Annotated in this window: 22 protein-coding genes; 2 read left to right on the top strand and 20 right to left on the bottom strand. The window is 26.8% G+C overall.

From position 1 onward, the window contains the following. Window positions 1-202: 202 nt before the first annotated feature. From ACLGL0_RS00595 to polA, 7 genes are all read right to left on the bottom strand, one after another. Window positions 203-2,884, bottom strand: a complete 2,682-nt coding sequence (locus ACLGL0_RS00595; RefSeq protein WP_411013244.1) for a calcium-translocating P-type ATPase, SERCA-type — start codon at window positions 2,882-2,884, stop codon at window positions 203-205. A gap of 258 nt (window positions 2,885-3,142) precedes the next feature. After that, the gene (locus tag ACLGL0_RS00590; RefSeq protein ID WP_411013243.1) at window positions 3,143-5,566 is read right to left on the bottom strand and encodes an ATP-dependent Clp protease ATP-binding subunit; all 2,424 of its coding nucleotides are present in this window, start codon (window positions 5,564-5,566) and stop codon (window positions 3,143-3,145) included. Window positions 5,567-5,578: 12 nt separating this feature from the next. Further along, window positions 5,579-6,556, bottom strand: coding sequence for an ATP--guanido phosphotransferase (locus ACLGL0_RS00585; protein ID WP_411013242.1), 978 nt, complete (start codon window positions 6,554-6,556; stop codon window positions 5,579-5,581). Then, window positions 6,549-7,043, bottom strand: coding sequence for a hypothetical protein (locus ACLGL0_RS00580; protein ID WP_411013241.1), 495 nt, complete (start codon window positions 7,041-7,043; stop codon window positions 6,549-6,551). The genes ACLGL0_RS00585 and ACLGL0_RS00580 overlap by 8 nt, the downstream gene beginning before the upstream one ends. Further along, on the bottom strand, window positions 7,036-7,500 hold the full coding sequence (locus tag ACLGL0_RS00575; protein ID WP_411013240.1) for a CtsR family transcriptional regulator: 465 nt from the start codon (window positions 7,498-7,500) through the stop codon (window positions 7,036-7,038). The genes ACLGL0_RS00580 and ACLGL0_RS00575 overlap by 8 nt, the downstream gene beginning before the upstream one ends. A 150-nt stretch (window positions 7,501-7,650) precedes the next feature. Then, the gene (coaE, locus tag ACLGL0_RS00570) at window positions 7,651-9,312 is read right to left on the bottom strand and encodes a dephospho-CoA kinase (protein ID WP_411013239.1); all 1,662 of its coding nucleotides are present in this window, start codon (window positions 9,310-9,312) and stop codon (window positions 7,651-7,653) included. Next, window positions 9,299-11,929, bottom strand: a complete 2,631-nt coding sequence (gene polA, locus ACLGL0_RS00565; protein WP_411013238.1) for a DNA polymerase I — start codon at window positions 11,927-11,929, stop codon at window positions 9,299-9,301. Before polA ends, coaE begins: the two co-directional genes overlap by 14 nt. A 242-nt stretch (window positions 11,930-12,171) precedes the next feature. Between polA and murC the strand changes: the two genes are divergently transcribed. Beyond that, entirely contained in the window at window positions 12,172-13,572 is a 1,401-nt protein-coding gene (murC, locus tag ACLGL0_RS00560) for a UDP-N-acetylmuramate--L-alanine ligase (protein WP_314557483.1), read from the top strand. Between the two features lie 36 nt (window positions 13,573-13,608). Here murC and trpS read toward each other — a convergent pair whose 3' ends face one another. The 3 genes from trpS to rpsO all read right to left on the bottom strand — a co-directional run bounded on the left by trpS (window position 13,609) and on the right by rpsO (window position 17,102). Continuing rightward, complete coding sequence (gene trpS / locus ACLGL0_RS00555) at window positions 13,609-14,598, bottom strand: tryptophan--tRNA ligase (protein WP_411013237.1); 990 nt, start codon at window positions 14,596-14,598, stop codon at window positions 13,609-13,611. Window positions 14,599-14,677: 79 nt separating this feature from the next. Then, on the bottom strand, window positions 14,678-16,780 hold the full coding sequence (locus tag ACLGL0_RS00550; protein WP_411013236.1) for a polyribonucleotide nucleotidyltransferase: 2,103 nt from the start codon (window positions 16,778-16,780) through the stop codon (window positions 14,678-14,680). Window positions 16,781-16,835: 55 nt separating this feature from the next. Continuing rightward, window positions 16,836-17,102 (bottom strand): 30S ribosomal protein S15, encoded by a 267-nt coding sequence (gene rpsO, locus ACLGL0_RS00545; protein WP_004833566.1) that lies wholly within the window; start codon window positions 17,100-17,102, stop codon window positions 16,836-16,838. A 386-nt stretch (window positions 17,103-17,488) separates the two neighbouring features. Here rpsO and ACLGL0_RS00540 point away from each other — a divergent pair, with 386 nt between their 5' ends. Next, the gene (locus ACLGL0_RS00540) at window positions 17,489-18,151 is read left to right on the top strand and encodes a hypothetical protein (RefSeq protein WP_411013235.1); all 663 of its coding nucleotides are present in this window, start codon (window positions 17,489-17,491) and stop codon (window positions 18,149-18,151) included. Between the two features lie 256 nt (window positions 18,152-18,407). Here the strand turns inward: ACLGL0_RS00540 and ACLGL0_RS00535 are convergent, their stop codons facing one another. From ACLGL0_RS00535 to alaS, 10 genes are all read right to left on the bottom strand, one after another. Next, entirely contained in the window at window positions 18,408-18,944 is a 537-nt protein-coding gene (locus ACLGL0_RS00535) for a GNAT family N-acetyltransferase (protein ID WP_411013234.1), read from the bottom strand. A gap of 15 nt (window positions 18,945-18,959) precedes the next feature. Then, window positions 18,960-20,189 (bottom strand): peptidase U32 family protein, encoded by a 1,230-nt coding sequence (locus tag ACLGL0_RS00530; protein WP_411013233.1) that lies wholly within the window; start codon window positions 20,187-20,189, stop codon window positions 18,960-18,962. A 64-nt stretch (window positions 20,190-20,253) separates the two neighbouring features. Further along, window positions 20,254-20,892, bottom strand: a complete 639-nt coding sequence (locus ACLGL0_RS00525; RefSeq protein WP_411013232.1) for an O-methyltransferase — start codon at window positions 20,890-20,892, stop codon at window positions 20,254-20,256. Continuing rightward, entirely contained in the window at window positions 20,892-21,215 is a 324-nt protein-coding gene (locus ACLGL0_RS00520; protein WP_233055454.1) for a YlbF/YmcA family competence regulator, read from the bottom strand. Before ACLGL0_RS00520 ends, ACLGL0_RS00525 begins: the two co-directional genes overlap by 1 nt. Window positions 21,216-21,223: 8 nt before the next feature. Continuing rightward, entirely contained in the window at window positions 21,224-22,864 is a 1,641-nt protein-coding gene (locus ACLGL0_RS00515) for a ribonuclease J (protein ID WP_411013469.1), read from the bottom strand. Window positions 22,865-22,906: 42 nt separating this feature from the next. Continuing rightward, window positions 22,907-23,350 (bottom strand): Fur family transcriptional regulator, encoded by a 444-nt coding sequence (locus ACLGL0_RS00510; RefSeq protein WP_314557469.1) that lies wholly within the window; start codon window positions 23,348-23,350, stop codon window positions 22,907-22,909. Between the two features lie 19 nt (window positions 23,351-23,369). Further along, a complete protein-coding gene (locus tag ACLGL0_RS00505; RefSeq protein WP_233055452.1) occupies window positions 23,370-23,606 on the bottom strand; it encodes a DUF1292 domain-containing protein in 237 nt (78 codons plus the stop codon). A gap of 10 nt (window positions 23,607-23,616) precedes the next feature. Beyond that, window positions 23,617-24,042, bottom strand: a complete 426-nt coding sequence (gene ruvX / locus ACLGL0_RS00500; RefSeq protein WP_233055451.1) for a Holliday junction resolvase RuvX — start codon at window positions 24,040-24,042, stop codon at window positions 23,617-23,619. 55 nt (window positions 24,043-24,097) lie between these two features. Next, on the bottom strand, window positions 24,098-24,349 hold the full coding sequence (locus ACLGL0_RS00495; RefSeq protein ID WP_411013231.1) for an IreB family regulatory phosphoprotein: 252 nt from the start codon (window positions 24,347-24,349) through the stop codon (window positions 24,098-24,100). 19 nt (window positions 24,350-24,368) lie between these two features. Next, complete coding sequence (alaS, locus tag ACLGL0_RS00490; protein ID WP_411013230.1) at window positions 24,369-26,975, bottom strand: alanine--tRNA ligase; 2,607 nt, start codon at window positions 26,973-26,975, stop codon at window positions 24,369-24,371. Between the last annotated feature and the right edge of the window lie 3 nt (window positions 26,976-26,978).

Genomic DNA, 26,978 nt, shown 5'->3' with positions numbered 1-26,978 from the left:
ATATATGTTTAAAATCAACTATACTCTTAAATTATTAAATACCCTTATAAATAATATATAACGCAATTAATTTTAAATCTTTTATATATTATTTATAATAATCAACGTTTTATACTTAAAATTATAAATACAATTTTTAATATTTGAAATAAAAAAGTCGAATTATCTATACATATAATTCGACTTAATATTATCTATTTTTTTACTTCTTTTTTATAATTTTTGATACTTCAGCTACTATAAATGGAATGAAAGCAAGTGGTATTGCTACTGATAATTCTTTTATTCCTAAAGTTACTGTATCAAAATATGGTTGTAGGAAAGGTACATAAACAACTATTAGCATCATTACAAATGATAGGGCCGTTCCATATACTAATGTTTTATTTGAAAACACACCAATATGAAATAAAGTAAATCTACTACTTCTAACTGAATAACTTCTTAAAAGTTCAGCAGTAATTAGTGTAAAGAATGCAACTGTTCTTGCACCTTCGATATGATTAGGATAATGATGCATTCCATAGAAATATGCTCCTAGTGTAGCTGCTGTAATAGCTATAGATTGAGAAACAATACTATAAATCATTTCTTTATCTAAAATTGGTTCGTTAGGATTTCTTGGTGGAACTTCCATAATATCTTCATCACCTTTTTCAACCCCAAGTGCTAGAGCTGGAAAACTATCCGTAACTAAGTTTAACCAAAGTAGTTGAATTGGTATAAATGGTACTGGAATATTTAATAAAATAGAAATTAGTACTATTAATATTTCCCCAACATTACAAGATAACAAGAATGATACGAACTTTTTAATATTTGAATATATAATACGTCCTTCATGTACTGCTGAAACAATTGTAGCAAAATTATCATCAGTCAAGATTACATCTGAAGTATTTTTCGCAACATCAGTACCAGTAATTCCCATTGAAACACCAATATCTGCTCTTTTAATTGCTGGTGCATCATTTACTCCATCACCTGTCATAGCAGCTATATGGCCATTTTTCTTTAATGCGCTAACAATTTGTACCTTATTCTCAGGACTTACTCTTGCAAATACTCTTGTAGTTTTTACTACTTCACAGATTTCTTCTTCAGTCATCTTATTAAGCTCACGACCCATTATAGCTTTTGAATTTTCATCTAATATTCCTAAATCTTTAGCAATTGCAACTGCAGTTTCAAGATAATCCCCTGTAATCATTATTGGAATAATACCAGCTTTTTTACATTCTTTAATTGCTTCTTTTGCTTCCGGTCTAGCTGGATCAATCATTCCCATTAATCCAACAAAAATCATATCTCTTTCAATGTTTTCTGAAGTTTTATCATCTGGTAAAGAATCAAATTTTCTATATGCAAATGCCAATACACGAAGAGCTTGTTTAGCAAATTCACTATTTTGTAAAAGCACTTTTTCTTTTAATTCATTAGTAAATTCTTCTTCTTTTCCATTTATTAAAATATATTTACAATTATCTATTACTATGTCTGGTGCACCTTTTGTAGCAGAAATAACATTTGATGAAAAAATATTCTCATTAAATGTTGTCATCATCTTTCTAGTTGAATCGAAAGGTATTTCAGCAATCCTTTTATGATTTTTATTTAATTCATCTTTAAAAATACCAACTTTTTCAGAAAGTGTAAGTAACGCACCTTCAGTAGGATCCCCAGTTATTCTATAGTTATTTTCATCTTTAATAAGTTTTGCATCATTAACTAATGTTGAAATAGTTGAAATCGAAATAAAATTGTCTATTTCTTTAGCATTAACATTTTCTCCATTTAACGATACTTCACCAACAGGTTCATAGCCTGTTCCTTCTACATCATAAACTAAATTATTAACATAAACTTTTTTTACTGTCATTTCATTTTGAGTAAGTGTTCCTGTTTTATCTGAACAAATTACTGTAGTTGTTCCTAATGTTTCAACAGCTAATAGTTTCTTTACAATCGCATTCTTTTTAACCATTTTTGTCATACCAAGAGATAGTACTATTGTAACTATAGCTGGTAAACCTTCAGGTACAGCAGCAACAGCAAGAGATATTGCAGTTAAAAGCATTAGTAAAAATTGTTGTTTATATAAAAGTCCTACAATAAATACAACAATACAAACTCCCACCGTTATTAGTCCTAATGATTTTGATAAACCTGCAAGTTTTCTTTGAAGTGGTGTATCTTCATCTTCAAAGGAATCAAGTGTTGTTGCAATCTTACCAATTTCAGTATTTTCACCAGTTGAGACTACTACTCCAAGACCTCTACCATATGCGATAATAGTTGATGAATAAGCCATATTTTCTCTATCACCAATTTCAATGTCTCCATCATATATTTTATCAGCAAATTTTTCTACTGGTACAGATTCTCCTGTTAATGAAGATTCATCAATTTTTAAAATAAAACTTTCTATCAATCTTAAATCTGCTGGTATAATGTCTCCAGTTTCAAGTTCAACAATATCACCAACAACAAGTTCTGGAGATGGAATATGAATTAATTTTCCATTTCTATAAACTTTAGCCATTGGACTTGCCATTTTTTGTAAAGCTTCAATTGCTTTTTCTGCTTTTCCCTCTTGATTAAGTGAAAGAATCGCATTTACAACTACAATTGCAATAATTATAAATGCATCTGTTATTTCACCTACAACAGCAGACATTATACAAGCACCAATTAATATTAAAATCATTGGATCTTTAAATTGGTCAATAATTTTTGAAAGAAGTGATTTTTTATTTTTTTGTTTCAATTCATTTCTTCCATTTTTTTCTAAAATCTCTTTTGCTTTTTCGCTTGAAAGTCCATTTTTTACATCACTTCCAAGTTCATTGATACATTCATCAACACTTTTGTTGTACCAAAACATAAATTTCCTCCTTTAGTTAAGGTTTTTTGCATAAAAAAAACCTTGTTTAATAAAATTAAACAAAGGTCTTGCTTCCTATTGAAATAGTTAGGTGTTTAGCCGGGATAAACCGTACTGACGACTAAACAAAATTAGCTACTCCCCTTTATTAAATATATTATACTAAATTTGAAAATTTATTTCAAGTATAATTTTATAATTTTAAAAATAGAAGATGTTTAAAAAAACACCTTCTATTTAAAAATATTTTAAAATATTTTATTTTGTTTTAACTTTTACCTTTTCGAGTACTATATTTCCTTTTTTTACATCTAAAAATAGTTTTTCATCACTACGAATCTGATGTTTTAAAATTTCATCTGCAATTTTATTTTCAAGCTCAGACTTGATAATTCTTTCAAGCGGTCTAGCTCCATAAGCTTTATCAAATCCCATGTCAGACAATTTTTTTACAATTTTATTGCTATATCCAATGTTTAGACCCATATTTTTTAATCTTTTCTTTAACTTTTCAAGTAATAATTCTGTAATTTTTAGTATATCTTTTTCATCTAATTTTGAAAATACAATAATATCATCAACTCTATTTAAAAATTCAGGCTTAAACATAATTTTTAATTCAGAATTTACAATTTCTTTCATTCTATCATATTCTTTTTCTTCTTCATTTTTCTTAGCTGAAAAACCTAACGAATTTGTCTTTTCAATTGCTGAAGCTCCAACATTAGATGTCATTATAATAACAGTATTTTTAAAGTTCACAGTTTTTCCTTGGGAATCTGTAAGTCTTCCATCATCAAGAATTTGTAATAACATATTAAATACATCAGGATGAGCTTTTTCGATTTCATCAAATAATACAACACTATATGGTTTTCTTCTGACAGCTTCAGTTAAATATCCACCTTCTCCATATCCAACATATCCTGGTGGAGAACCTACTAATTTTGATACTGTATGTTTTTCCATATACTCACTCATATCTATTCTAATCATATTGTCTTCAGATTCGAATAAAATATTTGCTAAAGATTTTGCTAAATATGTTTTACCAACTCCAGTTGCTCCAACAAAAATAAAACTTCCAATAGGTTTGCTACCTAATGAAACACCTGCTCTAGATCTTTTTATGGCACTCGTTACCCTATCAATAGCTGTTCCTTGTCCTACAACAATATTTTTTAAATTATCTGATAATGACAAATACTTTTGGCTCTCTTTAGCAGTTAGTCTATTAACAGGGATTTTACTCCAATCCGAAATAATTTTTGCAATATCATCATATTTTAAAATTAAATTTTCATTATTTTTCTTATCTTTCTTAATTTCTTTTAGTTTTTTTATTTCTTCTAAATTTTCTTCATATTTATTTTTACATTCTTGTGCTTTTAAGAATTCTTGACTTCCAACATATTCTTTTATATATTTTTTCAACTCTTCATTTTCTTCTTTTAGTAATGAAATATCATCAGTATTTAAATATGATTTAATTCTTAACATAGAACCAGCCTCATCTATTAAATCAATAGCTTTGTCCGGTAAAAATCGATCTGTTAAATATCTATGAGATAATTCTGCCGCAGCTTTGATAGCTTCATCTGTTATAACTATTCCATGGTGATTTTCATACTTATCTTTAAGACCATACAAGATATTCATCGTCTGACTAACTGTTGGTTCTAGGACCTCAATTGGTTGTAACCTTCTTTCAAGAGCTGAATCTTTTTCAATATGTTTTCTATATTCGTCTATTGTAGTCGCACCAATAAGTTGAATTTCTCCTCTTGCTAAAAATGGTTTTAATATATTAGCAGCGTCAATAGATCCTTCACTTCCACCAGTACCAACAATATTATGGAATTCATCAATGAATATAATAACATTTTTATTTTTTATAATTTCATTTAAAGTATCTTTAACTCTTTTTTCAAAATCGCCTCTATACTTACTTCCAGCAAGCATAGCTGGTAAATCTAAACTATATACTATTTTATTTTCTAAAAATTCAGGAACTTTAGATTCAACAATTCTAAGAGCAAGTCCCTCTACAATTGCAGTTTTTCCAACTCCTGCTTCACCAATAAGGATAGGATTATTTTTTGTTCTTCTTAATAAAATTTGTAAAATTCTATCTATCTCCTTGTCTCTACCTATCACTTGATCAATCTTTCCACTTTTCGCTCTTTCGTTAAGATTAACAGTATATTTTTCTAAAGTTTCTGTTGTTATTTCTGTAGAAACATTTGAAGTATTCACAAAATTTATTTTTTCTTTAATATCTATAGAAATACTTTCAGGACTTATATTAGAATCAATTAACATTTTGTATGCAAGAGATGATTTTAACTCCATTAAAGAAATCAAAAGATGACAAGGTAAAACTTGAACATTATCTGATTCCATTGCAATATTTACTGCGTTATCTACCACTTTTTTTGCATTTTTTGATAATTTGCTAGCAACATTAGAAAAATTACCTACTCCCCTTTTTTCCAATATATAGCTTTTTAAATAATTATAATTTGCTCCAGCAGAAATAAGACTTTCCGTCTCTCTACTATTTATTTTTAAAAACGCAAGTAGAATATGCTCAGTACCGATATAATCGTCCTTTAAATAAAAAGCTTCATTTACTGCATATCTGATGAATTCATCAATACTTCTTATTACATTTTCATACATAAAATCACCTACCTATATCAATTTTAAAATCACTTTTAAAAGTTCTTCATTTTGTTCTTCTTCATTTAAATAGACAGAACTTCTAACTGTCATAAGACTTTCGTATAGAAGTTTTAAATCATGCTCCACTATAAGTTCTAAACTTTGTAACAAAATACAAAGAGAAATATATTTTGTAACTATATATGGAGTTACATTTTCTCTATTCATTAATATACTTCTATATTTTTCAAATTTCTCTCTAAAATAATCAGTTTTTATACCTAATAATTTTCTACGATTATCTATTTCTAAATTTACTATTTCTGTTATATACTTATCCATTTTTCGAATAGCTGAAAATTCTTCAGAATTTTCATTACAAAATTCAACTATATAAAAATCTTCACATAATCCAATACTTAATAGAGAATAAATTTTAATACCTAAACTGGCCAGTTTTTTTTCTAAAAAATCAGTAGTTTTATAATACCTTAATGAAGGTATATGCAAAACTCCCGTCATTTTTAAACCATTCCCTACTAAATTCAAATCTTCAAAAATATAGCCAAAATTAGTATTAAATGAAAATTTTATTTTTTCATCCAAATCAGCCTCAAGTCCATATGCAAAATGTCCACATCTAAAATAATTAACGCCTGGTAGTTTTCCAGTTAGTCGTAAATGCTCTTTAATATTTATATTCATATAAACAAATCCATCATCTCTTGATGCTATATATGAATTCTCTCTAAAAATATCATTAGAATCCAAGAATAATCCCTTATTATAATATTTAAGAATTTTTTTTCTACTATCTATTTTTTCAAAATAAAATCTATCACTATAATACAGCTTATAAAACGAAGAGCAAATTTTATTATAAAGACTAATTTCATCTTCATATGAAAGCATATAATTAAATTTATATCCTTTAATATTTCTATATACGTCAACTTGACTCGAAAGAGAGACATACTTTTCAGAAATTTTTCCTAAGAAACTACTCATTAATTTCCCTCCTTAGTTTAAGATTTTTCTTTTCTAATTCTTCAATTGCATTCTTTAATACATTACATTTTAAAAAATCTTCAATCTCTATACAATACTCTAGTTCTCTTTTTAAGTCTGATATTTTAATACTATTATCATAAAAATCTTTAGTATACTCAGGGACTTTCCCCTTATATTTTTTAAAATCATTATTTAATATTCTATTTAAAAAATTTGAATATATAAGTGATGGTTTTAATTTCTCTTTTTCTATAATTTTATATATAGTTTCAAAACAGCAAGGACATACTGTCATATTTGTATATAAAATATCTTTTACCGAAGTTTTGCATTTTTTACATTTTATATTAGAATTAGTAATTTGATCTTTAAACTCTTTCAAAATATTAATATCATCAGTAGTTTTTAATGAATTAAATAAATTATTGTATTCATCTTCTGGAATTTCTTTTTCATAACCAATTGTAATAATCTTTTTACTCATTTTTCCTCCCGAAAGAATACATAACATTAAGCAATACATTTGCTCTTAAATTATCTTTTATTTTATTATCAACAAAAAGTGAATTATCACTAATGGCGTGTAAAATAATAAGTCTTTCTCTCTTTGTTATATAACCTAATTCAAATATTCTATCAATTATTCTTTTTCCTTCATTGAATGTTATTTCATTGTTTTCTAAATACTCAATTATAGAATTAAAAAATACATCCTCATTCGAAAGAGTAGAAATTTTAATATAACCACTTCCTCCACGATGGCTTTCTATGTAGTAACCATTTGTAGAAGAAAATCTGGTTGTTAAAACATAATTAATCTGAGAAGGAGCACAAGAAAATTTGCTTGCAAGTTCATTTCTACCTATCTCAATAATTCCATTTTCTGAATTTTCAAGCATTTCTTTAAGAAATTTTTCTATAATATCACTAATACCTGCCAAAAGAACACCCCCTGACCTACTTTGACCTTTTATAATAATATACCCAATAATATATTTTTTTTTACATTTTAAAAACTTTTTATATTGTGTTATACTTAGCAATAAAAAAACAACGAAATTAAATTTCGTTGTTTTTATAATAATTTAATCTTAAAAACTACTCAAAATATATCTTATAGTATTTTTAACATTTTCAACAAACTTTGAAAAACCTTTAGTCTTCTTAGTAGGGAATTCTTTACCATATAAAATTTCATAAGCTTTTAATGCTTTATTAACTTTATTAACATAATGTTTTGTTTCTGATGATGGAATATTATATAGACTAACTCCATCACTTGAATATTTTGAATCTTTTAACCAAGTATTTACATTACCTATTCCACCATTATATGCAGCATAAACTGTATCCATATTACTGAAATTTTGCATTAGATACTTAATATAATAAGTCCCTATTTTAATATTTGTTTCAGCGTCATTTAAATCCATAGAGTTTGCATCAATATTTAACAACTTAGCTACATGCTTAGCAGTATCTGGTAAAACTTGCATCAATCCTTTCGCATTTACTTTACTTGTTGCATCAGTTTTAAAATTACTTTCAACTCTCATAATAGCTAAAACCACTTTAGGATCAACTCCATACTCATTTGAATATTTTTGAATTTCTTCTAAATAATTTACAGGATAATTTACCCCACCATAATATACAGCGCCTAAAAATAGAGCATTAATAATTATTAAAAAACTTACAATAGAAATTAATATTTTTTTCCAAACCTTCATTTTTTTCTTCTTTTTTCCCTTAGCTTCATTAACTTCTTCATCTAAAGTTTCTTCAACAGAATTATTTATATCATTTTTAAATTTTTCTATTTTATCTTCGCGTAAAGGACTTAAATCTGTCAATTTTGTTTTTTCTAAATCTTTTTCTTCTATTTCTTTTAGATCAATATTTTCTGTTTTTTGTTCATTTGTAAAAATAGTTTGTAATAATCTTTCAGAATTGTTTTCATTTTCAACTAAAGATTCCTCAGCATTTTCTTCTACCATATCTTCATTAATAATTTCATCTTCTGATACTTTTCTAACATCACTTTCTTCTTCAGATGTATCTTCAGATTCTTCATTAAGTTCCTCAATTTCTTCTTTTTTGTTTTTCTTAAACCTTCCAAAAAATCCAGTTTTCTTTTCTTCTTTGATACAGCTGTTATCAAAAAGTAAATTTAGTTTATTATTTAATTCTTCGTAATCTCCATTATTTTCAATAGATAAAATATCAAAATCATCGCTTTCAAACTCAGATTGAATTTCCATAATTCTATGAGCAATTTCTTCTGTCATTCCCTTTCTACTCATTAGCCTATTGAATCTCACTTCATCACTTGCAGTAATATTCCATATTTCATCAATATTAACCAATTTTTTTAGTATATTTATTGATTCGTTTAATAGAGGAATTTGTAAAAACACAACATCCGCTTCAGATTCTTTTGCAAGGCTAACCATATTTTTTAAAATTACAGGATGAGTTAGTTCATTTAATTTTTCTCTATTTTCATCATTTAAAAATACTGTTCTTCTTAGTTTAGCTTTAGAAATATTTCCTTTTTCATTTAAAATACTATCTCCAAATTCATTTACTAAAACTTTATAAAGTTCAGCCCCTCTTTTATATAATTCTTTTATTTGATCATCTGCATCTAATACTAAATAATTTTTATTTCTCTCTTTAATAAGTTTTGATATACTACTTTTACCACTAGCAATTTGTCCAGTAATTATAATATACTTTTTATTTCGACTCATACCAATTCCTCCCTTCACAAACATCTACTTTTAATGGTAAATCTAATTTATATACATTTTCCATTGATTCTTTTAAAATATTCTTAACAATATCTTTTTCTTTTTCATCACATTCTATTATTAATTCATCATGAATTTGTAAAATTAATTTTGCATTTACTTTTTCTTCCTTCAATCGTTCATAAACTTTAATCATTGCAAGCTTTATAATATCTGCTGCACTTCCTTGTATTGGAGTATTTAAAGCAATCCTTTCACCAAAACTTCTAATGTTAAAATTCTTTGAGTTTATTTCAGGAATATATCTTTTTCTGCCCAATATAGTTGTTACATAACCATCTTTTTTTGCTGTTTTAACTATTTCTTCCATATAATTCTTTATATTTGGATAAGTATTTAAATATCCATCAATATATTGTCTTGCTTCATTCCTAGTAATATTTAAATCTTTAGAAAGACCATAATCACTAATACCATATACAATTCCAAAATTTACTGCTTTTGCACTACGTCTTTGATTATCTGTAACTTCTTCAATAGGAACTCCAAATACTTCACTTGCAGTTTTATAATGTATATCTAAGTTATTTTTAAATGAATCAATCATAACCAAATCTTTAGATAAATGTGCTAAAACTCTAAGTTCTATTTGAGAATAGTCAGCATCAATAAAAACTTTATTTTTATCTGCAACAAATACTTTCCTAATATTTTTTCCTTCTTGTGTTCTTACTGGAATATTTTGTAAATTTGGATCAACAGAACTTAGTCTTCCTGTAGCAGTTATCATCTGCTTATAAGATGTTCTAACCCTATCATCTTCCATAATATAATCTAAAATTCCAACTAAATAAGTTGATATTAATTTATTTAAAGATCTATATTTTAATATATATTCAGCTATTTCATGCTCCTCAGATAATTTTTCTAAAACTTCAACATCTGTTGAATACCCAGTTTTAGTCTTTTTCACTACTGGTAATTTCATTTTATCAAATAAAACAACACCTAATTGTTTAGGGGAATTTAAATTGAATACTTCCCCAGCAAGTTCATATACTCTTTGTTCATACTCATCTGCAAGTTTTGAATATTCTTCATTTAATTCCATTATTTTATTCTTATCAACTCTTACTCCAGTTTTTTCCATATCCGCAAGAATTTTAACAAGAGGTTTTTCAACATTTTCATATAATGAGTACAAATTATTTTCTTTTACTTTTTGAACAAAAATACTGTATAATTCAGATATAGCAAAAACATACTGTGAAATATATTTCACTATAATATCTTCTTCCAAATCAAAAAATGTCTTTTTATTTTTACCCTTACCAAAAATTTCTTTTAGATCTATAATTTCTAAATGAAGCACCTCTTCACTAACTTTAGTTATATCATAATTTCCTTTATTAGAATCCACTAAATATTCTAAAATCATAACATCTTCATAGTTATTAACTTCAAAATTGTTTTTTAATAAGAAAAATAATTCTTCCTTTATATCATATCCTACTATTTTGATATCTGAATTACAAAGTCTTTCAAAATCTTTCAAATTAAAATCTTTACAAATATATGACTTCTTATTGTAATCTGAATAAACTCCTATATAAAACTTTTCTCTATAGATATATTCTTTATCTGAGAAAAATTTAACTGCTATTGATTTATCATTCTTTATTTTATCAAAAATTTCTGAAAAAATAATAACTTCTGAATCTATTATATGATTTAGATTTTTTGAATTATCTTTTTTTACGTCTTTAAAATACTTATTTATTATGCTTTTAAATTCTAAATTTTCTAATTTTTCAATATATTCATTTAGATTAACATCTTTGATTTCAAAATCTTCAATATTTTTATCTATAGGAACATTTAAATATATTTCTCCTAGGTATCTACTTAAATATGCTTTATCCTTTTCATTTTCAAGATTTTCTTTTAATTTTCCTTTTAAATTACCTAAATTTTCATATAAGTTTTCAAGATTTCCATATTCTTGAATCAACTTTAATGCAGTTTTCTCTCCGACACCTTTAACACCTGGAATATTATCAGAACTATCCCCTTGAAGTGCTTTAACTTCAATTAATTGCTTAGGAGAAATTCCAAAATCTTCAAAAATAGCATTATTATCCATAAGTTTAATTTCACTTATTCCCTTTTTTGTTAAATACACAAAAATATTATCATCTACTAATTGTAAATAGTCTCTATCTCCTGTGAAAATATCTACTTCAAAACCTTCTTTTTGAGCCATTTTAGCAATAGTTCCTAATATATCATCAGCTTCATATTCATCAAGTTCTAAATAATTTACATTCATAGAAGAGAGCAAATCCTTTAAAATTCCAAATTGATAAGTTATTTCATTAGGAGCTTTATCACGAGTTCCCTTATAATCAGAATATTCTGTATGTCTAAATGTTTTTGAACCTTTATCAAAAGCTACAAAAACATGTGTTGGATTTGTTAACTCTAGTGCTTTATAGTACATGTTTAAGAATCCATAAACTCCATTTACAAAAACACCATCTTTTGTTGTTAAATTTTTTATTGCATAAAAAGCCCTAAAAATAAGACTTGACCCATCTATTAAAAGTATTTTTTTCATTTTATTCTCCAAATTTATAATATAATTTATTATCAAAATGTATTATAAAGTACATACATAGATATTATAACATATTTTTATATATAATGTCTAAATCAAAATAATGAAAAATCTCATTTTATATTATATGAAATGTTATTCAATATTTTAAAGTAAGATTAATAGATTTTTTTAAAAAATTGGCATATATAATATTTTTATGATATAATTACATTAATAATATTATTTTGAATGGAGTTAATATGTTTAAGTTTAATTTTGATGATAAGAGTATTAAAAATATACATTTCATCGGTATTGGTGGAATAAGTATGAGCGGAATCGCAAAACTACTTTTAAAAAAAGGTTATAATATATCTGGTAGTGATAGAAACACTTCTAAAGAAATTCAAATATTAGAAGAAAATGGTGCAAAGATATTTATTGGGCAAAAAAAGGAAAATATTGAAAATCCTGATTTAATTATATATACAGATGCAATACTACCAGATAATGAAGAATTAGTTAAAGCAAAATCAATAGGTGTTCCTTGTGTAACAAGAGGACAATTTTTAGGTGCTTTGATGAGAAATTATACTCATTCTATAGCAATTTCAGGTTCTCATGGAAAAAGTTCAACAACTAGTATGATTTCTAAAATACTAATTAATTCACCTTTCCAACCTTCAATTTTAATTGGTGGAAATTTAGATGAAATTGATGGTAATGTACTATGTGGGAATGAAGATTACCTTGTAACAGAAGCTTGCGAATTCAAAGCAAATATTTTACATTATTATCCAAGCATGGCAATCATATTAAATATTGATGAAGATCATTTAGATTTTTACAAAAATCTTGATCATATTGTAGATACTTTCATAGGCTATATGAAAAATCTTGATGAAAATTCAAAAGCAATTATAAATATTGATGATCCAAACTGCCTACCTCTCCTAGAACATATCAAAGGAGAAACTATTACTTTTGGTATAAATAATGATAATGCTACTTATAAAATAACAAATATTAGTTTTGATAAAGTTGGTCATCCTTGTTTTGATATTGAAAACGAAAAATTTGGTAAACATCATTTTTGTTTAAATATTATAGGAAGACATAATATCTATAATGCTGCAGCAGCAATAATAGCTACTTATGAAACTGGTATTGACGTAGAATATATTAAAGAAGCAATATCTAAGTATAAAAATTTACACAGAAGAATGGAAGTTTATGGAGTAATTGGAAACAATAAAAAAGCTACTATTCTAACAGACTATGGACATCATCCTAGAGAAATTAAAAGTTGTTTAAGCTCAATAGCTGAACATAAAGAAGGAAGACTTGTATGTATTTTCCAACCTCATACTTATTCAAGAACAAAAACTTTATTAAATGATTTTGCAAAATGTTTTGATGATTGTGATGAAGTTATTGTTACTGAAATTTATGCGGCAAGAGAAAAATTTGATCCAACTATTCATTCTATAGATTTAGTTGAAAAATTAAATAAAAATGGTGTTAATTCAATATACTTAAAAACATTTGAAGAAGCAAGAGATTATATATTTGAAACTTTTAAAGATAAAGATACAATAATTACAACAGGATGTGGAAATCCACATGAACTTGCAAAAATGATAGTTGAAGATTATAAATAAAAAAAAAGACAGAAAATAAAAATTTTCTGTCTTTTTTTATCTTGGTAAAAATCCCACCTTCTTGTAAACTTTTCTAAGTGTTTTATTTGCAAAATAAGATGCTTTTTCAGCTCCTTCTTTCATAACTTTTTCAAGATATGCCTTATCAGAAATAAATTCTTTATGTTTTTCTCTTATAGGTTTCAAACTATCTGCAATTAGTTGTCCTAAATCTTCTTTAAATACTGAATAATTTTCATTTTTATATTTTGCTACAATCTCATCACTAGTTTGTCCACTAAAAGCAATATACATATTAATTAAATTTTTTAATCCTTTTTGGTCATCATTATAATCAAAATGTCCTAAACTATCTGTAACAGATTTTCTAATTTTTCTCTTTATAGTTTCTTCATCATCAAGTAGTAATATAAATGAATTTACATCTTCATCAGATTTACTCATCTTTTTTTCAGGATTTTTAAGACTCATAATTTTACCTGTCTCTTTCCCAATTATTCCATCTGGAATAACAAAAGTATCAGAATATTTATTGTTAAATCTTTCAGCTAAATCTCTTGCAAGTTCTAAATGTTGCTTTTGATCAATACCAACAGGAACTAAATCTGTTTGATATAGTAAAATATCAGCAGCCATTAATACGGGATAAGTAAATAAACCTGCATTTAAATTTTCTTCTGATTTTTGAGATTTTTCTTTAAATTGAGTCATTCTACTAAGTTGTCCCATATAACTCATACAACTTAATACCCAAGATAATTCTGCATGTTGAGGAACATGTGATTGGACAAAGAGTGTAGATCTTTCAGGGTTTAATCCTGAAGCTAAAAATATCGCCATTAAATCTAATGTTCTTTCTCTTAATAATTTTGGCTCTTGAGGAACTGTAATAGAATGTAAATCTGCAACATTAAAGAAACATTCATATTGATCTTCTAAGCTCTTAAAATTCTTAATCGAACCTAAATAATTTCCTATTGTTAGTTGTCCTGATGGCTGTAATGCACTATAAACTATTTTTCCCATATTCCATTCCTCCTATTATAAAAAATTAACAAAAAAGGTCAATCCTAATTTAATTAGAATATTGACCTATTAATGTTATTTATTTTTCTTCTTTTTTTGGTTTTTCAAGTAATGCTTTTCTTGACAATTTAATTTTTCCTTGATTGTCAATTTCTATTACTTTAACTTCAACTACATCTCCAACTTTAAATAAGTTTTCAACTTTATCAAGTCTTTCATGTGTCATATTTGAAATATGAAGTAAGCCTTCTTTTCCTTTTATTAATTCAACGAAAGCTCCAAAGTTAGTAATTGTAGTAATTACACCATTGTAAATTTCTCCTACTTCTACTTCTTTAACAATTTCGTTAATCATTTCTTTAGCTCTTTCTCCATTTTCTTTAGAGTCAGCAGTTATTGCAATACGTCCATCATCAAAAGTATCTATTTTTACTCCTGTTTCATCAATAATTTTATTGATTACTTTTCCACCAGGTCCAATTACTTCTCTAATTTTTTCAGGTAAAATTTGCATAGTAAATATCTTTGGTGCATATTTTGACATTTCTTCATTTGGTGTTGCAATACATTCATTCATAATTGATAATATATGAAGTCTAGCTTTTTTTGCTTTTTCTAAAGCAGTCGCTAAAATCTCTCTACTAATACCATCAATTTTTATATCCATTTGTAAAGCTGTGATACCATCTTTAGTACCTGCAACTTTAAAGTCCATATCTCCAAAATGATCTTCTAAACCTTGAATATCTGTTAGTATAGCAATTTTATTTGTTTTTTCATCTTTAATAAGTCCCATTGCAATACCAGCAACAGAATCTTTAATTGGAACACCAGCATCTAATAATGAAAGTGTAGAACCACAAATACTTGCTTGTGAACTTGAACCGTTTGAAGATAATACTTCTGAAACTAATCTCATTGTGTATGGGAATTCCTCTTCGCTTGGAAGAACTGGAATTAATGCTCTTTCAGCTAGTGCACCATGTCCAATTTCACGTCTTCCTGGACTTCTTAACGGCCTTACATCACCAACGCTAAATGGAGGGAAATTATATTGATGCATATATCTCTTATCATCTTCATCAATAACTCCATCTAAAACTTGAACTTCTCCAGGAGCACCTAAAGTAGTTAAAGTTAAAACTTGAGTTTGTCCTCTTGTAAATAATCCTGAGCCATGAGTTCTTGGTAGTAATCCTCTTTCACATGAAATCTTTCTAACTTCATCAAGTTCTCTATCATCAGGTCTAATTCCATCTTCAATTATTAATCTTCTCACTTCATCAACTATTACTGATTCAATAGCTGCATTTATTTCTCCCTTTTTATCTTCATAATCAGGTAAGAATTTTTCGAAGATTTCTTTTGTAATTTTATCTAACTTTTCTTCTCTTTCCATTTTATTTGGAGTTCTAAGAGCAGAAATAATTTGTTCCTTACCGAATTCAATTATTGAGTTAAATAATTCTTCATTTCTTTGTTTTAATATAACTTCAGATTTTTCTTTACCAACTTCTTCTCTAATTGATTCAATAAAATTACAAATTGATTTAATTTCTTCATGAGCAAAAAGTATAGCATTTAAAACTTCTTCTTCACTTAGAATATCAGCCCCTGCTTCAACCATCATTATTGCTTCTTTTGTACCAGAAACAGTAATATTAAGTTTTGATTTTTCTCTTTGAGCAATTGTTGGATTGATTACATATTCACCATCAACATATCCAACATTAACAGATCCTGTAGGTCCATTAAAAGGAATATCTGAAATTGTAAGTGCTATAGAAGAACCTATCATTGCAAGTATATCTGGTTGATTATCTTGTTCAACTGACAATGCTGTTGCTATAACTTGAACATCATTTCTATATCCTTCTGGAAATAATGGACGTAACGGTCTATCTATAAGTCTAGATGTCAATATTGATTTTTCACTTGGACGTCCTTCTCTTTTAATAAATCCACCTGGTATTTTACCAACAGAATAAAGTTTTTCTTCAAAATCACAACTTAATGGAAAGAAATCCACTCCTTCTCTTGGTTCTTTAGAAGCACAAGCATTTACTAAAACAACAGTTTCTCCGCATTGAACTAAGCAAGAACCATTTGCTTGTTCAGCTACTTTCCCTATTGTAACTTTAAGTTCTCTTCCACTCAAATTGTATATAAATTCTCTAACCATTTAATCCTCCTATGGTTTTCTATAAATAAAGAGCGAATTAATCGCCCTTTAATAATTATCCTCTTATTTGTAATTTACTAGTTAATTCACGGTATCTTTCGATATCAACATTACTAAGATATTTTAAAAGACCTTTTCTTTGTCCGATTAATTTGAATAAACCTCTTCTTGTAGCATGGTCTTTTTTATGTTCTTTTAAGTGTTCAGTTAAGTATTTAATTCTGAAACTTAATAATGCAATTTGAACTTCTGGAGAACCTGTATCTCCTTCGCTTCTTTTAAATTCGTCAATAATTCTTAATTTGTCTTCTTTAGTTATCATTGTAACTACCTCCTAAAATATAATTCACCGTAGCAATGTAAAGGTCGGAGTTTCCATAAACATAGCAACAGTACCTGATAAGTATAACATAAAACGCAACAAAAGTAAACTATTTTTTTAAATTTATCATTTACAAATGTACATTTTAAAAATTTATTATTTACATAATATAATCAAGATATCAAATTATGAAAGTAAATTTATATAAAAAATAAATATTATTTTAATTTTTATATATTATTTTCACAAAAAAATTTGACAAAAATAAAATTAATGTGATAACATATAACTATAATAAACGAAAACGTTTATTAAATTTAAAGTTAGGAGGTGCTTTATATGAAAAGTACAAAAAGTTAATTAATTCATCAAGCATAGCATTTTCGATGCTATTAGTTATGACTATCTTAACAAATTTTTTATGTTTTAACCATGTAAATGCAGAAGACATAAAACAATTCAAAGTTAGCACACTAGAAGACAGTTATAAGAATCAATTTCCTAGTGATTTTATAGAATTTATAGATAATCACTTAGAAATTAATAATGGCTCTTTTAAATTAAAAGATTTGAATTCAATTAGAAATTATATAAAAAATAATTTTTCTGAAGTTTCAAAATTTTTAAAAGCTAAGAATGTAGATGATGCAATAGATTTATTAAATAATAGATTTATTGAGTTAAATAAAAGAGCTAAAAACGGTACTATTTTCATTCTTAAAGATGGTACTTTCTTAGAAACAAGGTCAATGCTAAGAAGCCCTAATATTGGTACTTTAACAAGTCATTGGTGGGGAATGAGAAGAGTTCTTCATTCCAGATCTGAAGGATATAATTTTTCATATCATCTAACATCTAATGCAAATGCAATAGATGCTGTTACCTTGATTTTTGGGGCATCTTATCCTCCTGAAGCGGTGGTTGGATTTTTAACAACGCAATACCTTAGAACACTTTCTTCAGATGTAGAATATTGGGCAGATAAATGTCCTTCTGGATTTGTTTTAGATATTTCTTGGGTTGGAAATTATAGACTATATAAAAAATAAAAATAGTGAGGTGTATTATGAATAAATATAAAAAATATATTGGTAAAATATTCTTGTTACTCCTAATAGCTTATGTTATATATATTGTTCACTTCGCACAATAAAATATTTCAATTGATAGTAAAAAGTAAGTATATACATTATAATTAATAAACAAAAATGGTTCAACAACTAAAGTTGTTGAACCATTTTAAATTAACAATTATCCTAAAAAATATTCAATTATAAAATAATTCATTATCACAATTTAAGGATACTATAAATTTTTCAACGATTTCCATTCATCTTTTAAAATTCCATACTTCATTGAATCATAAAATTTATTATTATGGTATCTAACTTTTCTAATTCTTCCTTCGAGTGTCATCCCAATTTTCAAGCTACATTTCATCATTCCGATATTTCCGCTCCAAGTTGTTAGACCGATATGTTCTAAATTATCTTCGGTATTAAAAATTTCATCTATCCATAATGAAAGTGCCTTAGATCCAATTCCTTTACTCCAAAAATTTTCATCAAAAATTACAATTCCTATTTCAAGCCATCTAGTTTTTTCGCTCTCCCAATATTTTGAAACTATTCCTACTAGAATATCGTTAAAATAAATTCCTTTTACTCTTTCTCCCAAAAAGAATTCTATTTCGCTTGATAGAATAAATTCATCATAAGTTTTAAATTCAAAATCATCAAAATATGGAGCATCATATTCTTTCCATTTAGGTGTTTTACTTGAATATTCTATATCATATAATCGTCTTAATTCATCTCTTTGAATTCTTTTTAGTTCAATCATAAATTTCTCCTTAATTTATTCATCAGATAATTGCTTTCTCATTATATCCCAAGGTTTTACTTCAAATGGTAAAGGCATTTTTATAATTTGTTTTGCTCTTGGAGCAACATCTATTCCTTCGCCTTTATCATCATACATTTTTTCTATTTTAAAAGTTTCAAAACCATCTCTAGGACCAAAAAATTCAACTTCATCTCCAACAAAAATTCTATTTCTCTGTTCTATTGTTGCTATTTTTGTTTCCTTATCATAATCTAAAACAAGTCCAACAAAATCATAGGTTCTTATATATGAACTTGAATTATAAAGTTGGTCATTTTCATCCGGCTTTTTATAGTAGAATCCTTTTGTAAAATCTCTATGACTAGCTTTTTTTATCTCAAGAAGTAGTCTTTCTGCCATTTCTTTTGTATAAGTTCCATTTTTAATTGCATCTAGTGCAAGTCTATAACTTCTTATTACTGTTGCAACATAATATTGAGTCTTAACTCTTCCCTCGATTTTTAAGCTATGAATTCCTGCATTAATAACATCTTCAAGAGAATCCAACATACATAAATCTTTACTATTATAAATAAAAGTTCCTTGTTCAGTTTCTTCTATTGGATAGTATTCTCCTGGCCTTCTCTCCTCAACCAAATTGTATTTCCATCTACAAGCATGGGCACAATCTCCCTTATTTGCATCCCTACCACACATATAGTTGCTCAATAAGCATCTTCCTGAATATGAAATACACATAGCTCCGTGAACAAATGCTTCAATATCAACTTCAGGTACTTCTTTATGAATTAAATTTATTTCTTCTAAAGACAATTCTCTTGCCATTACAATTCTTTTAATTCCTAAATCATGCCAAAATTTAACAGTTCTATAATTAGTAACACTTGCTTGAGTACTCATGTGGACTTCAATATCTTTACTTACTGAACGAACAGCTGTGTAAATACCAGCATCTGCAACTATCAAAGCATCAACACCTATATCTACTAGAACTTTTACATACTCTTCAAGCCCTACTAAATCCTCATTATGAGGAATAATATTCATAGTAATGTATATTTTTTTACCATTTTCATGAACAAAATCTGTTGCTTCCTTTAATTGTTCAACAGTAAAATTTTTGGATGCTTTTCTTAAACCGAATGATTCTCCAGCTAAATAAACTGCATCCGCCCCATATATAATTGCCATTTTTAATTTTTCAATATCCCCTGCGGGGGCTAATAATTCAACATCTTTCATTTATTTATTCTCCTTTAACTATTAAATAGGAATCCCGAAAACGGATTCCTATTTAATATTTAACCTATTTTTTATAACATATAGCCATTCCATCATCTATTGGTATAATAGTAGTACTAAATTCATCGATATTAGTTATAATTTTTAAAAATTCTTTTAACCTTCTAACTATCGTATTTTTTCTTCTTATATTATTTTTTTCTTTTGCAACAAGACCTCTAAATAAAATATTATCAGAAATCAATATCCCTCCCTGATTTAATCTTTCTATTGATTTTTCAAAAAAACTCATATATTGTCCTTTTGCAGCATCCATAAATATCATATCATATTTATCTGTTATAAAATCAAGTGCATCATTTGCATCAGCATATATAATATCTATATTTTTTTCACAACCAGCTTTTTTAATAAATTCTTTCGCTTTTAAAAAATTTTTTTCATCTATTTCAATTGTTGTTATACTAGAATCAGGATAAGCCCTATTCATTATAATTGAAGAATATCCAATTGCTGTTCCAATTTCTAAAATTCTTTTAGGTTTCTTTAACATTACAAGAAATTCTAAAAATCTTGCTACTTCAACCTCTATTATTGGAACCTTATTTTTTATTGCGAATTCTTCTATTTCAATTAAAACTGGTTCTTTACTTTGTTCTAAACTTCTGATATATTCAGAAACATAATTTGCTACTATTTCCATTATTCTGAAATTGTATCTTCCAACATTTTAACTATATCATTCATTATAGTGGAGATTCTTACCTCTGCCGCCATAAATTCTGATATTTCAGAATTACTCATCAAAATTACATTTAAATCGTTAAGTTGCTTTTCTCTATCACTAACATCTTCACCATTTTGTTTTGCAATTTGATAATCATATAATTTCTTATGAAAATCATCTATAATCTTTTTATTTTCAGCATTTTCATCTATTTTTTTCTTTAAACGCTTAAATTCTTTAACTTCATCACAATTTTTAAAATCATTCGAAAAAGTTAAAATACTATTATAAATATTCATAATCCCTCCTATAGTTCAGTAATTATTGGAATAATCATTGGTCCTCTTTTTATTTCATGATAAATATATGAATTTAAATCTTTTCTAATATTATATCTCATAGTTCCAATATCTGTTATTGAATCTTCTTTACACATTAATAAAGTATTTTCTACAACTTTTCTCATTTCAGAAACTAGATCTAGATTTTCTTTTACATAAATAAATCCTCTTGAAACAATTTCAGGTCCAGATATTATTTCTTTACTAGATTTCTCAAGTACAACCATTACAATGATAATTCCATCTTCAGAAAGATGTTTTCTATCTCTTAAAACAGCACTGCCAACATCTCCAACACCAAGACCATCTACTAATATATTTCCAGATTCAACAGTTCCAGATATAAAACCTTCTTGTTTATAGTTAAATTCAAAAACTGTACCGTTACGTCCTATAAAAATATTCTCTTTTTGCATTCCCATCTCAACCGCTAATTTTGCATGTCTTTTTAAATGTCTTGATTCTCCATGAACAGGTATAAAATACTTAGGTTTTACTAATGTATGAATCAATTTTAATTCTTCCTGACAAGCATGGCCAGATACATGGACTTCTGCTAGTGAAGAATGAATAACTTTAACTCCCATTTCAACAAGACGATTAACAAGTCCAAAAAATATTTTTTCATTTCCAGGTATTGGTGATGCAGAAATAATTACAGTGTCATTTTCTGTTAATACTAGCTTTTTATGTTCTCCATAAGCCATTCTATTTAAAGCACTCATAGGTTCACCTTGACTACCTGTCATTAAAAGTACAATTTTAGATTCATCATATTTATTAATATTATTCAAATCTATTAAAGTACCTTCTTCTATTTCTAATTTATTTAATTCAGTAGCTACTTTAATAACATTAACCATAGAACGACCTGAAATTGCAACTTTTCTATTAAATTTTTCAGCAGCCTTTATGATCTGTTGAACACGATGTAAATTTGACGCAAATGTTGCAACAATAATTCTACCTTGAGCTTTACTAAAAAGTTCAACAAAAGTATCTCCTACTGAACTTTCACTCATTGTATAACCTGGTCTTTCTACATTTGTACTATCAGCACACAAAAGCATTACGCCATCCATTCCCCATTGAGCAATACGGTGCAAATCCATTTTATCACCATCAATAGGTGTATAGTCAATTTTAAAATCTCCAGTGAAAAGAATATTTCCAACTGGTGTCTTTATCCCAAAACTAACACTATCTGGAATACTATGACAAGCTCTTATAAATTCAACAGAAAAATGTTTAGTTTTAATTGTTTCTCCTGCATTTACTAAATGCAAATTTTCTTTGCTCAAATTATGCTCTTGTAATTTGCTTTCAACTAAACCTAATGTTAACTTAGTTCCATAAACTGGTACATTTATTTTTTTTAGTATATATGGAACAGAACCTATATGATCTTCATGACCATGTGTCAAAAAAAGTGCTTTAACCTTGTCTATATTTTTCATTAAATAGGTAATATCTGGAATTACAATATCTATACCTGGCATATCATCATCTGGAAATGTCATACCACAATCTAAAATGATAATTTCATCATCATATTCCAAAATAGACATATTCTTACCTATTTCACCAACTCCACCTAAAGGTATCATCTTTAAAGTTTTCTTTTTATTTTTTTGCACAACAATAATCTCCTATTTTTTTTCAAGATTTAAACAATCTGAGCAACTTCCATAGAATTTTAAATCGTGGTTTGAAACTTTAAATTTATATTTTTCTTCAATAATTTCTTCTAAAGTATCTAGATAGTCTTCTTCTACTTCTAAAATTTTTCCACAATCCTTACAAATTAGGTGGTGGTGTTGATGTTTGTCATCATCTCTTATAATTTCATATCTATATCTTTTATCATCAAAATCCAATTTATGAACTAAATTCATCTTATCAAAAATTACAAGCGTACGATAAACAGTTGCTATACCTAAATCTTTATCGTATTTACTTGCGATTTCATGTAGTTCTTCTGGACTTAAATGATTACCTTTGTTTTCGTTTAAGACATTAAAAACAATTTCTCTTTGTTTTGTAATCTTATAGTTGTTTTCTACTAACAACTTTTTCATCTCTTTAACATCCATAACAATTCTCCTTTTTATTTTATTCTTTTTCTGACTTTAACTCCTCATAAACTTCTATTGCATCAGAAAGTTCTTCATCATCTATTCCTTCTAAATTTATATTTCCATCTTTATCATATATTATTTTTAAAATATATGTGTTTACATCATCTTCTGAATTTAAAACTGCGTATTCACTATCATTCATACCAAAAGTTTCAACTAATTCAAAAATTATCTTTTTTCCATTTTCATCATAAGCTTCAAAACGTTCCACTTCGTCACTCCTATTTTCTATCTAAGTAAGATTGTAGAATATATGTAGCAGCTACTTTGTCAATTACTTGTTTTCTTTTTTTTCTGCTCATATTTCCTTCTATTAAAATTCTTTCAGCACTTACTGTTGTAAGTCTTTCATCTTGCATAATTATCTCTATGTCTAATTTATTTTCCAATAAAAAATTTTTCAAATCATTAACAAAAGTTAAAACTTTTTCGCCTTGTGGACCTATAGAATTATTCATATTTTTAGGAAGACCAATTATAATCTTAATTATATTTTCTTTTGTAATTATTTCTTTTAGTGAGTCTAGATCTTTTTCTAGTGTTTCTCTAAATATTGTACTATGTCCTTGAGCCATGATAAATAAAGGATCACTTATTGCTACACCTATTGTTCTATCACCTACATCTAAAGCCATATATCTATTCATAAATACCTCTTTTTCCTCATGTAAAAGCCCCGGCAAGATTATTGCCGGGAAACTTTTAATCTTTTATATAATTTTCTAGAAACTCTTCAAGAATTTCATCTCTACTTACTTGTCTAATTAAGCCTCTAGCATTATTATAACTAGTTATATAAGTAGGATCTCCTGAAAGAATATATCCTATTATTTGATCTTTAGGATTATATCCCTTATTTTCAAGTGCTGAATAAACAATTTTTATTATTTCTTTAACACTTTTTTTATCCCTTGGTATTTCAATTCTCATTGTTTCATTAAATTCGTTTGACATATAATCCCTCCTATATTTTCTAAAATTGAGCTTTTAAAATTTCTTCTGCCTTTTCTAATGCAAAATCAACTTTACTTAAGTCTTTTCCACCAGCTGATGCTATATCTGGTCTACCTCCACCATTTCCACCAACTAATTTTGCAACTTCTTTAACAATATTTCCAGCATTTATTTTTCTTGCATTTAAGTCTTTACTTACACCAACAGTGAAAGTAAGTTTTTCTTGATAAACATTAGCAAATACTATTACACTTGTACCCAATTTATCCCTTAATTTATCAATTAGATCTCTTAAATCATTTTGATTTTCAAATTCTACTTTCTTAGCAATGAAAGATATTCCATCTATATCTTTCTTTTCAGCTATAAATGAATCTAAACTATTTAAAGCTATTTGTGATTTTAATTCCTTTAATTCTTTTTCTAAAGATTTTATTTCTTCATTTATAGATTCAACCTTAGAAACAAGCTCAGGCTTTTTACATTTTAAAATATTTGATACTTCATCAATTTGATTTTCAGTTTTCTTTAAATATTCATATACACTTCTTCCAGTAATAGCTTCAATTCTTCTAACTCCAGCAGCAACACTTGATTCGGAAGTTATTTTAAACATTTGAATTTCACTAACATTTTTAACATGAGTTCCACCACAAAGTTCAATTGACCAACCACCAAATGATACTACTCTAACAATATCTTTATATTTATCTTCAAAAAGTCCAATTGCTCCCATTTTTGAAGACTCTTCTAAAGTCATTTCTTTAATATCAGTATTTAAATTCAAAGCAATTTTATCATTAACTATTTGTTCTACTTTCTTTAAATCCTCTTGACTTACAGCTTCAAAGTGAGTAATATCAAATCTTAATTTATTTGCATCTACTAAAGAACCAGCTTGATTAATATGATTTCCTAATACTTCAATTAATGCTTGATGTAATAAATGAGTTGCAGAGTGGTTTTTCATAATATCACGTCTATTATTAATGTCAATTTTAAATATTAATTCATCTCCTAAATTAACTGTTCCACTTACTACTTCTACACTATGAAATATACCATTATTTTTATTTTTCTTTGTATCTAATACTTTAATTTCACAATCTGTACCTTCTATAGTTCCAATGTCTCCTACTTGTCCACCACCTTCACCATAAAAAACAGTTCTATCAGATACTAAAAGAGCTTTATCACCTTGTTTTAAAGTTGAAACTTCTTTTTCATCCTTAAATAGTTTTATAACTTTTCCAGTACACTCGTTATAAGTATAGCCTAAAAATTCAGTTGTTTCTAAAGCTTTCAAATAATCAGTATTTTTTTCACTCCATCCAGCAGATGAAACATTTCTTCCTTCTCTAGCTCTTATCTTTTGATCTTGCATGTTTTTATTAAAAGCTTCTTCATCTACTGTCATTTTTTCTTCTTCTAATATTTCTTTTGTTAAATCTAAAGGAAAACCATAAGTATCGTATAATTTAAAGGCTTTATCTCCAGGTAAAACATTTGAATGTATAGATTTTTCTTCTTCAATATATGCATTTAAAATTCCTAAACCTTGTTCAATAGTTTCTTGGAATTTTGATTCTTCAGCATTTAAAATTTTAAATATTCTTTCGCTATCTTCTAACAATTCAGGATATTCCATATTATATGCTTCCATTACAACCTTTGAAACATCTACTAAGAAATTTTCCTTAATGCCTAATAATTTACCATGTCTTGCAGCACGTCTAATAAGTCTTCTTAAAACATATCCTCTTTGCTCATTACTTGGAATTACTCCGTCATAAATTAAGAATGTCATAGCTCTAGCATGATCAGCAATTACTCTTATTGATATGTCTGAAATTTCATTTGATTTATATCTAACTCCAGAAATTTCTTCAATTTTCTTAATAATAGTATCAATTAATCCTATTTCAAATATATTATCTTTTTCTTCTAAAACAAGAGTTATTCTTTCAAGCCCCATACCAGTATCAATATTTGGATGCTCTAATCTATGATAATTTCCATCTTTATCTTTATTGAATTGAGTAAATACTAAATTCCAAATTTCCATAAATCTATCATCTGGATTTGTATATTTTTCTCCTCTATCATACATAATTTCAGAACAAGGACCACAAGGGCCAACTTCTAATTCCCAAAAATTATCTTCTTTTCCTAATCTCTGAATTTTTTCTGCAGGTAATCCAATCTCATTTTTCCAAATATTATAAGCTTCATCATCTTCTTCATAAACTGTAACAGATAATAAATCTTTATTAATTTCCAATCTATCAGTTAAAAACTCCCAAGCCCATGTAATAGCTTCCCTCTTAAAATAATCACCAAAGGAGAAATTACCTAACATTTCAAAGAAAGTTCCATGTCTTTGAGTTTTTCCTACATTATCAATATCAGCGGTTCTAATACATTTTTGACTTGAAGTTGCTCTGTTTTTACTCATTTTTTTTACACCTGTAAAATAGTCTTTTAAAGGAGCCATTCCAGCATTAATAAGTAATAAACTTTTATCATTATTTGGAATTAAAGGATAACTTTTTAAACGTAAATGTCCCTTACTTTCAAAAAAATCTAAATATTCTTCTCTAATTTCATTTAATCCTAATTTTCTCATATT

Origin of the sequence: Parvimonas pharyngis, from assembly GCF_046569675.1 — a bacterium.
Taxonomy (GTDB): Bacteria; Bacillota; Clostridia; order Tissierellales; family Peptoniphilaceae; genus Parvimonas.
This window is presented reverse-complemented; position numbering and strand designations above follow the sequence as displayed.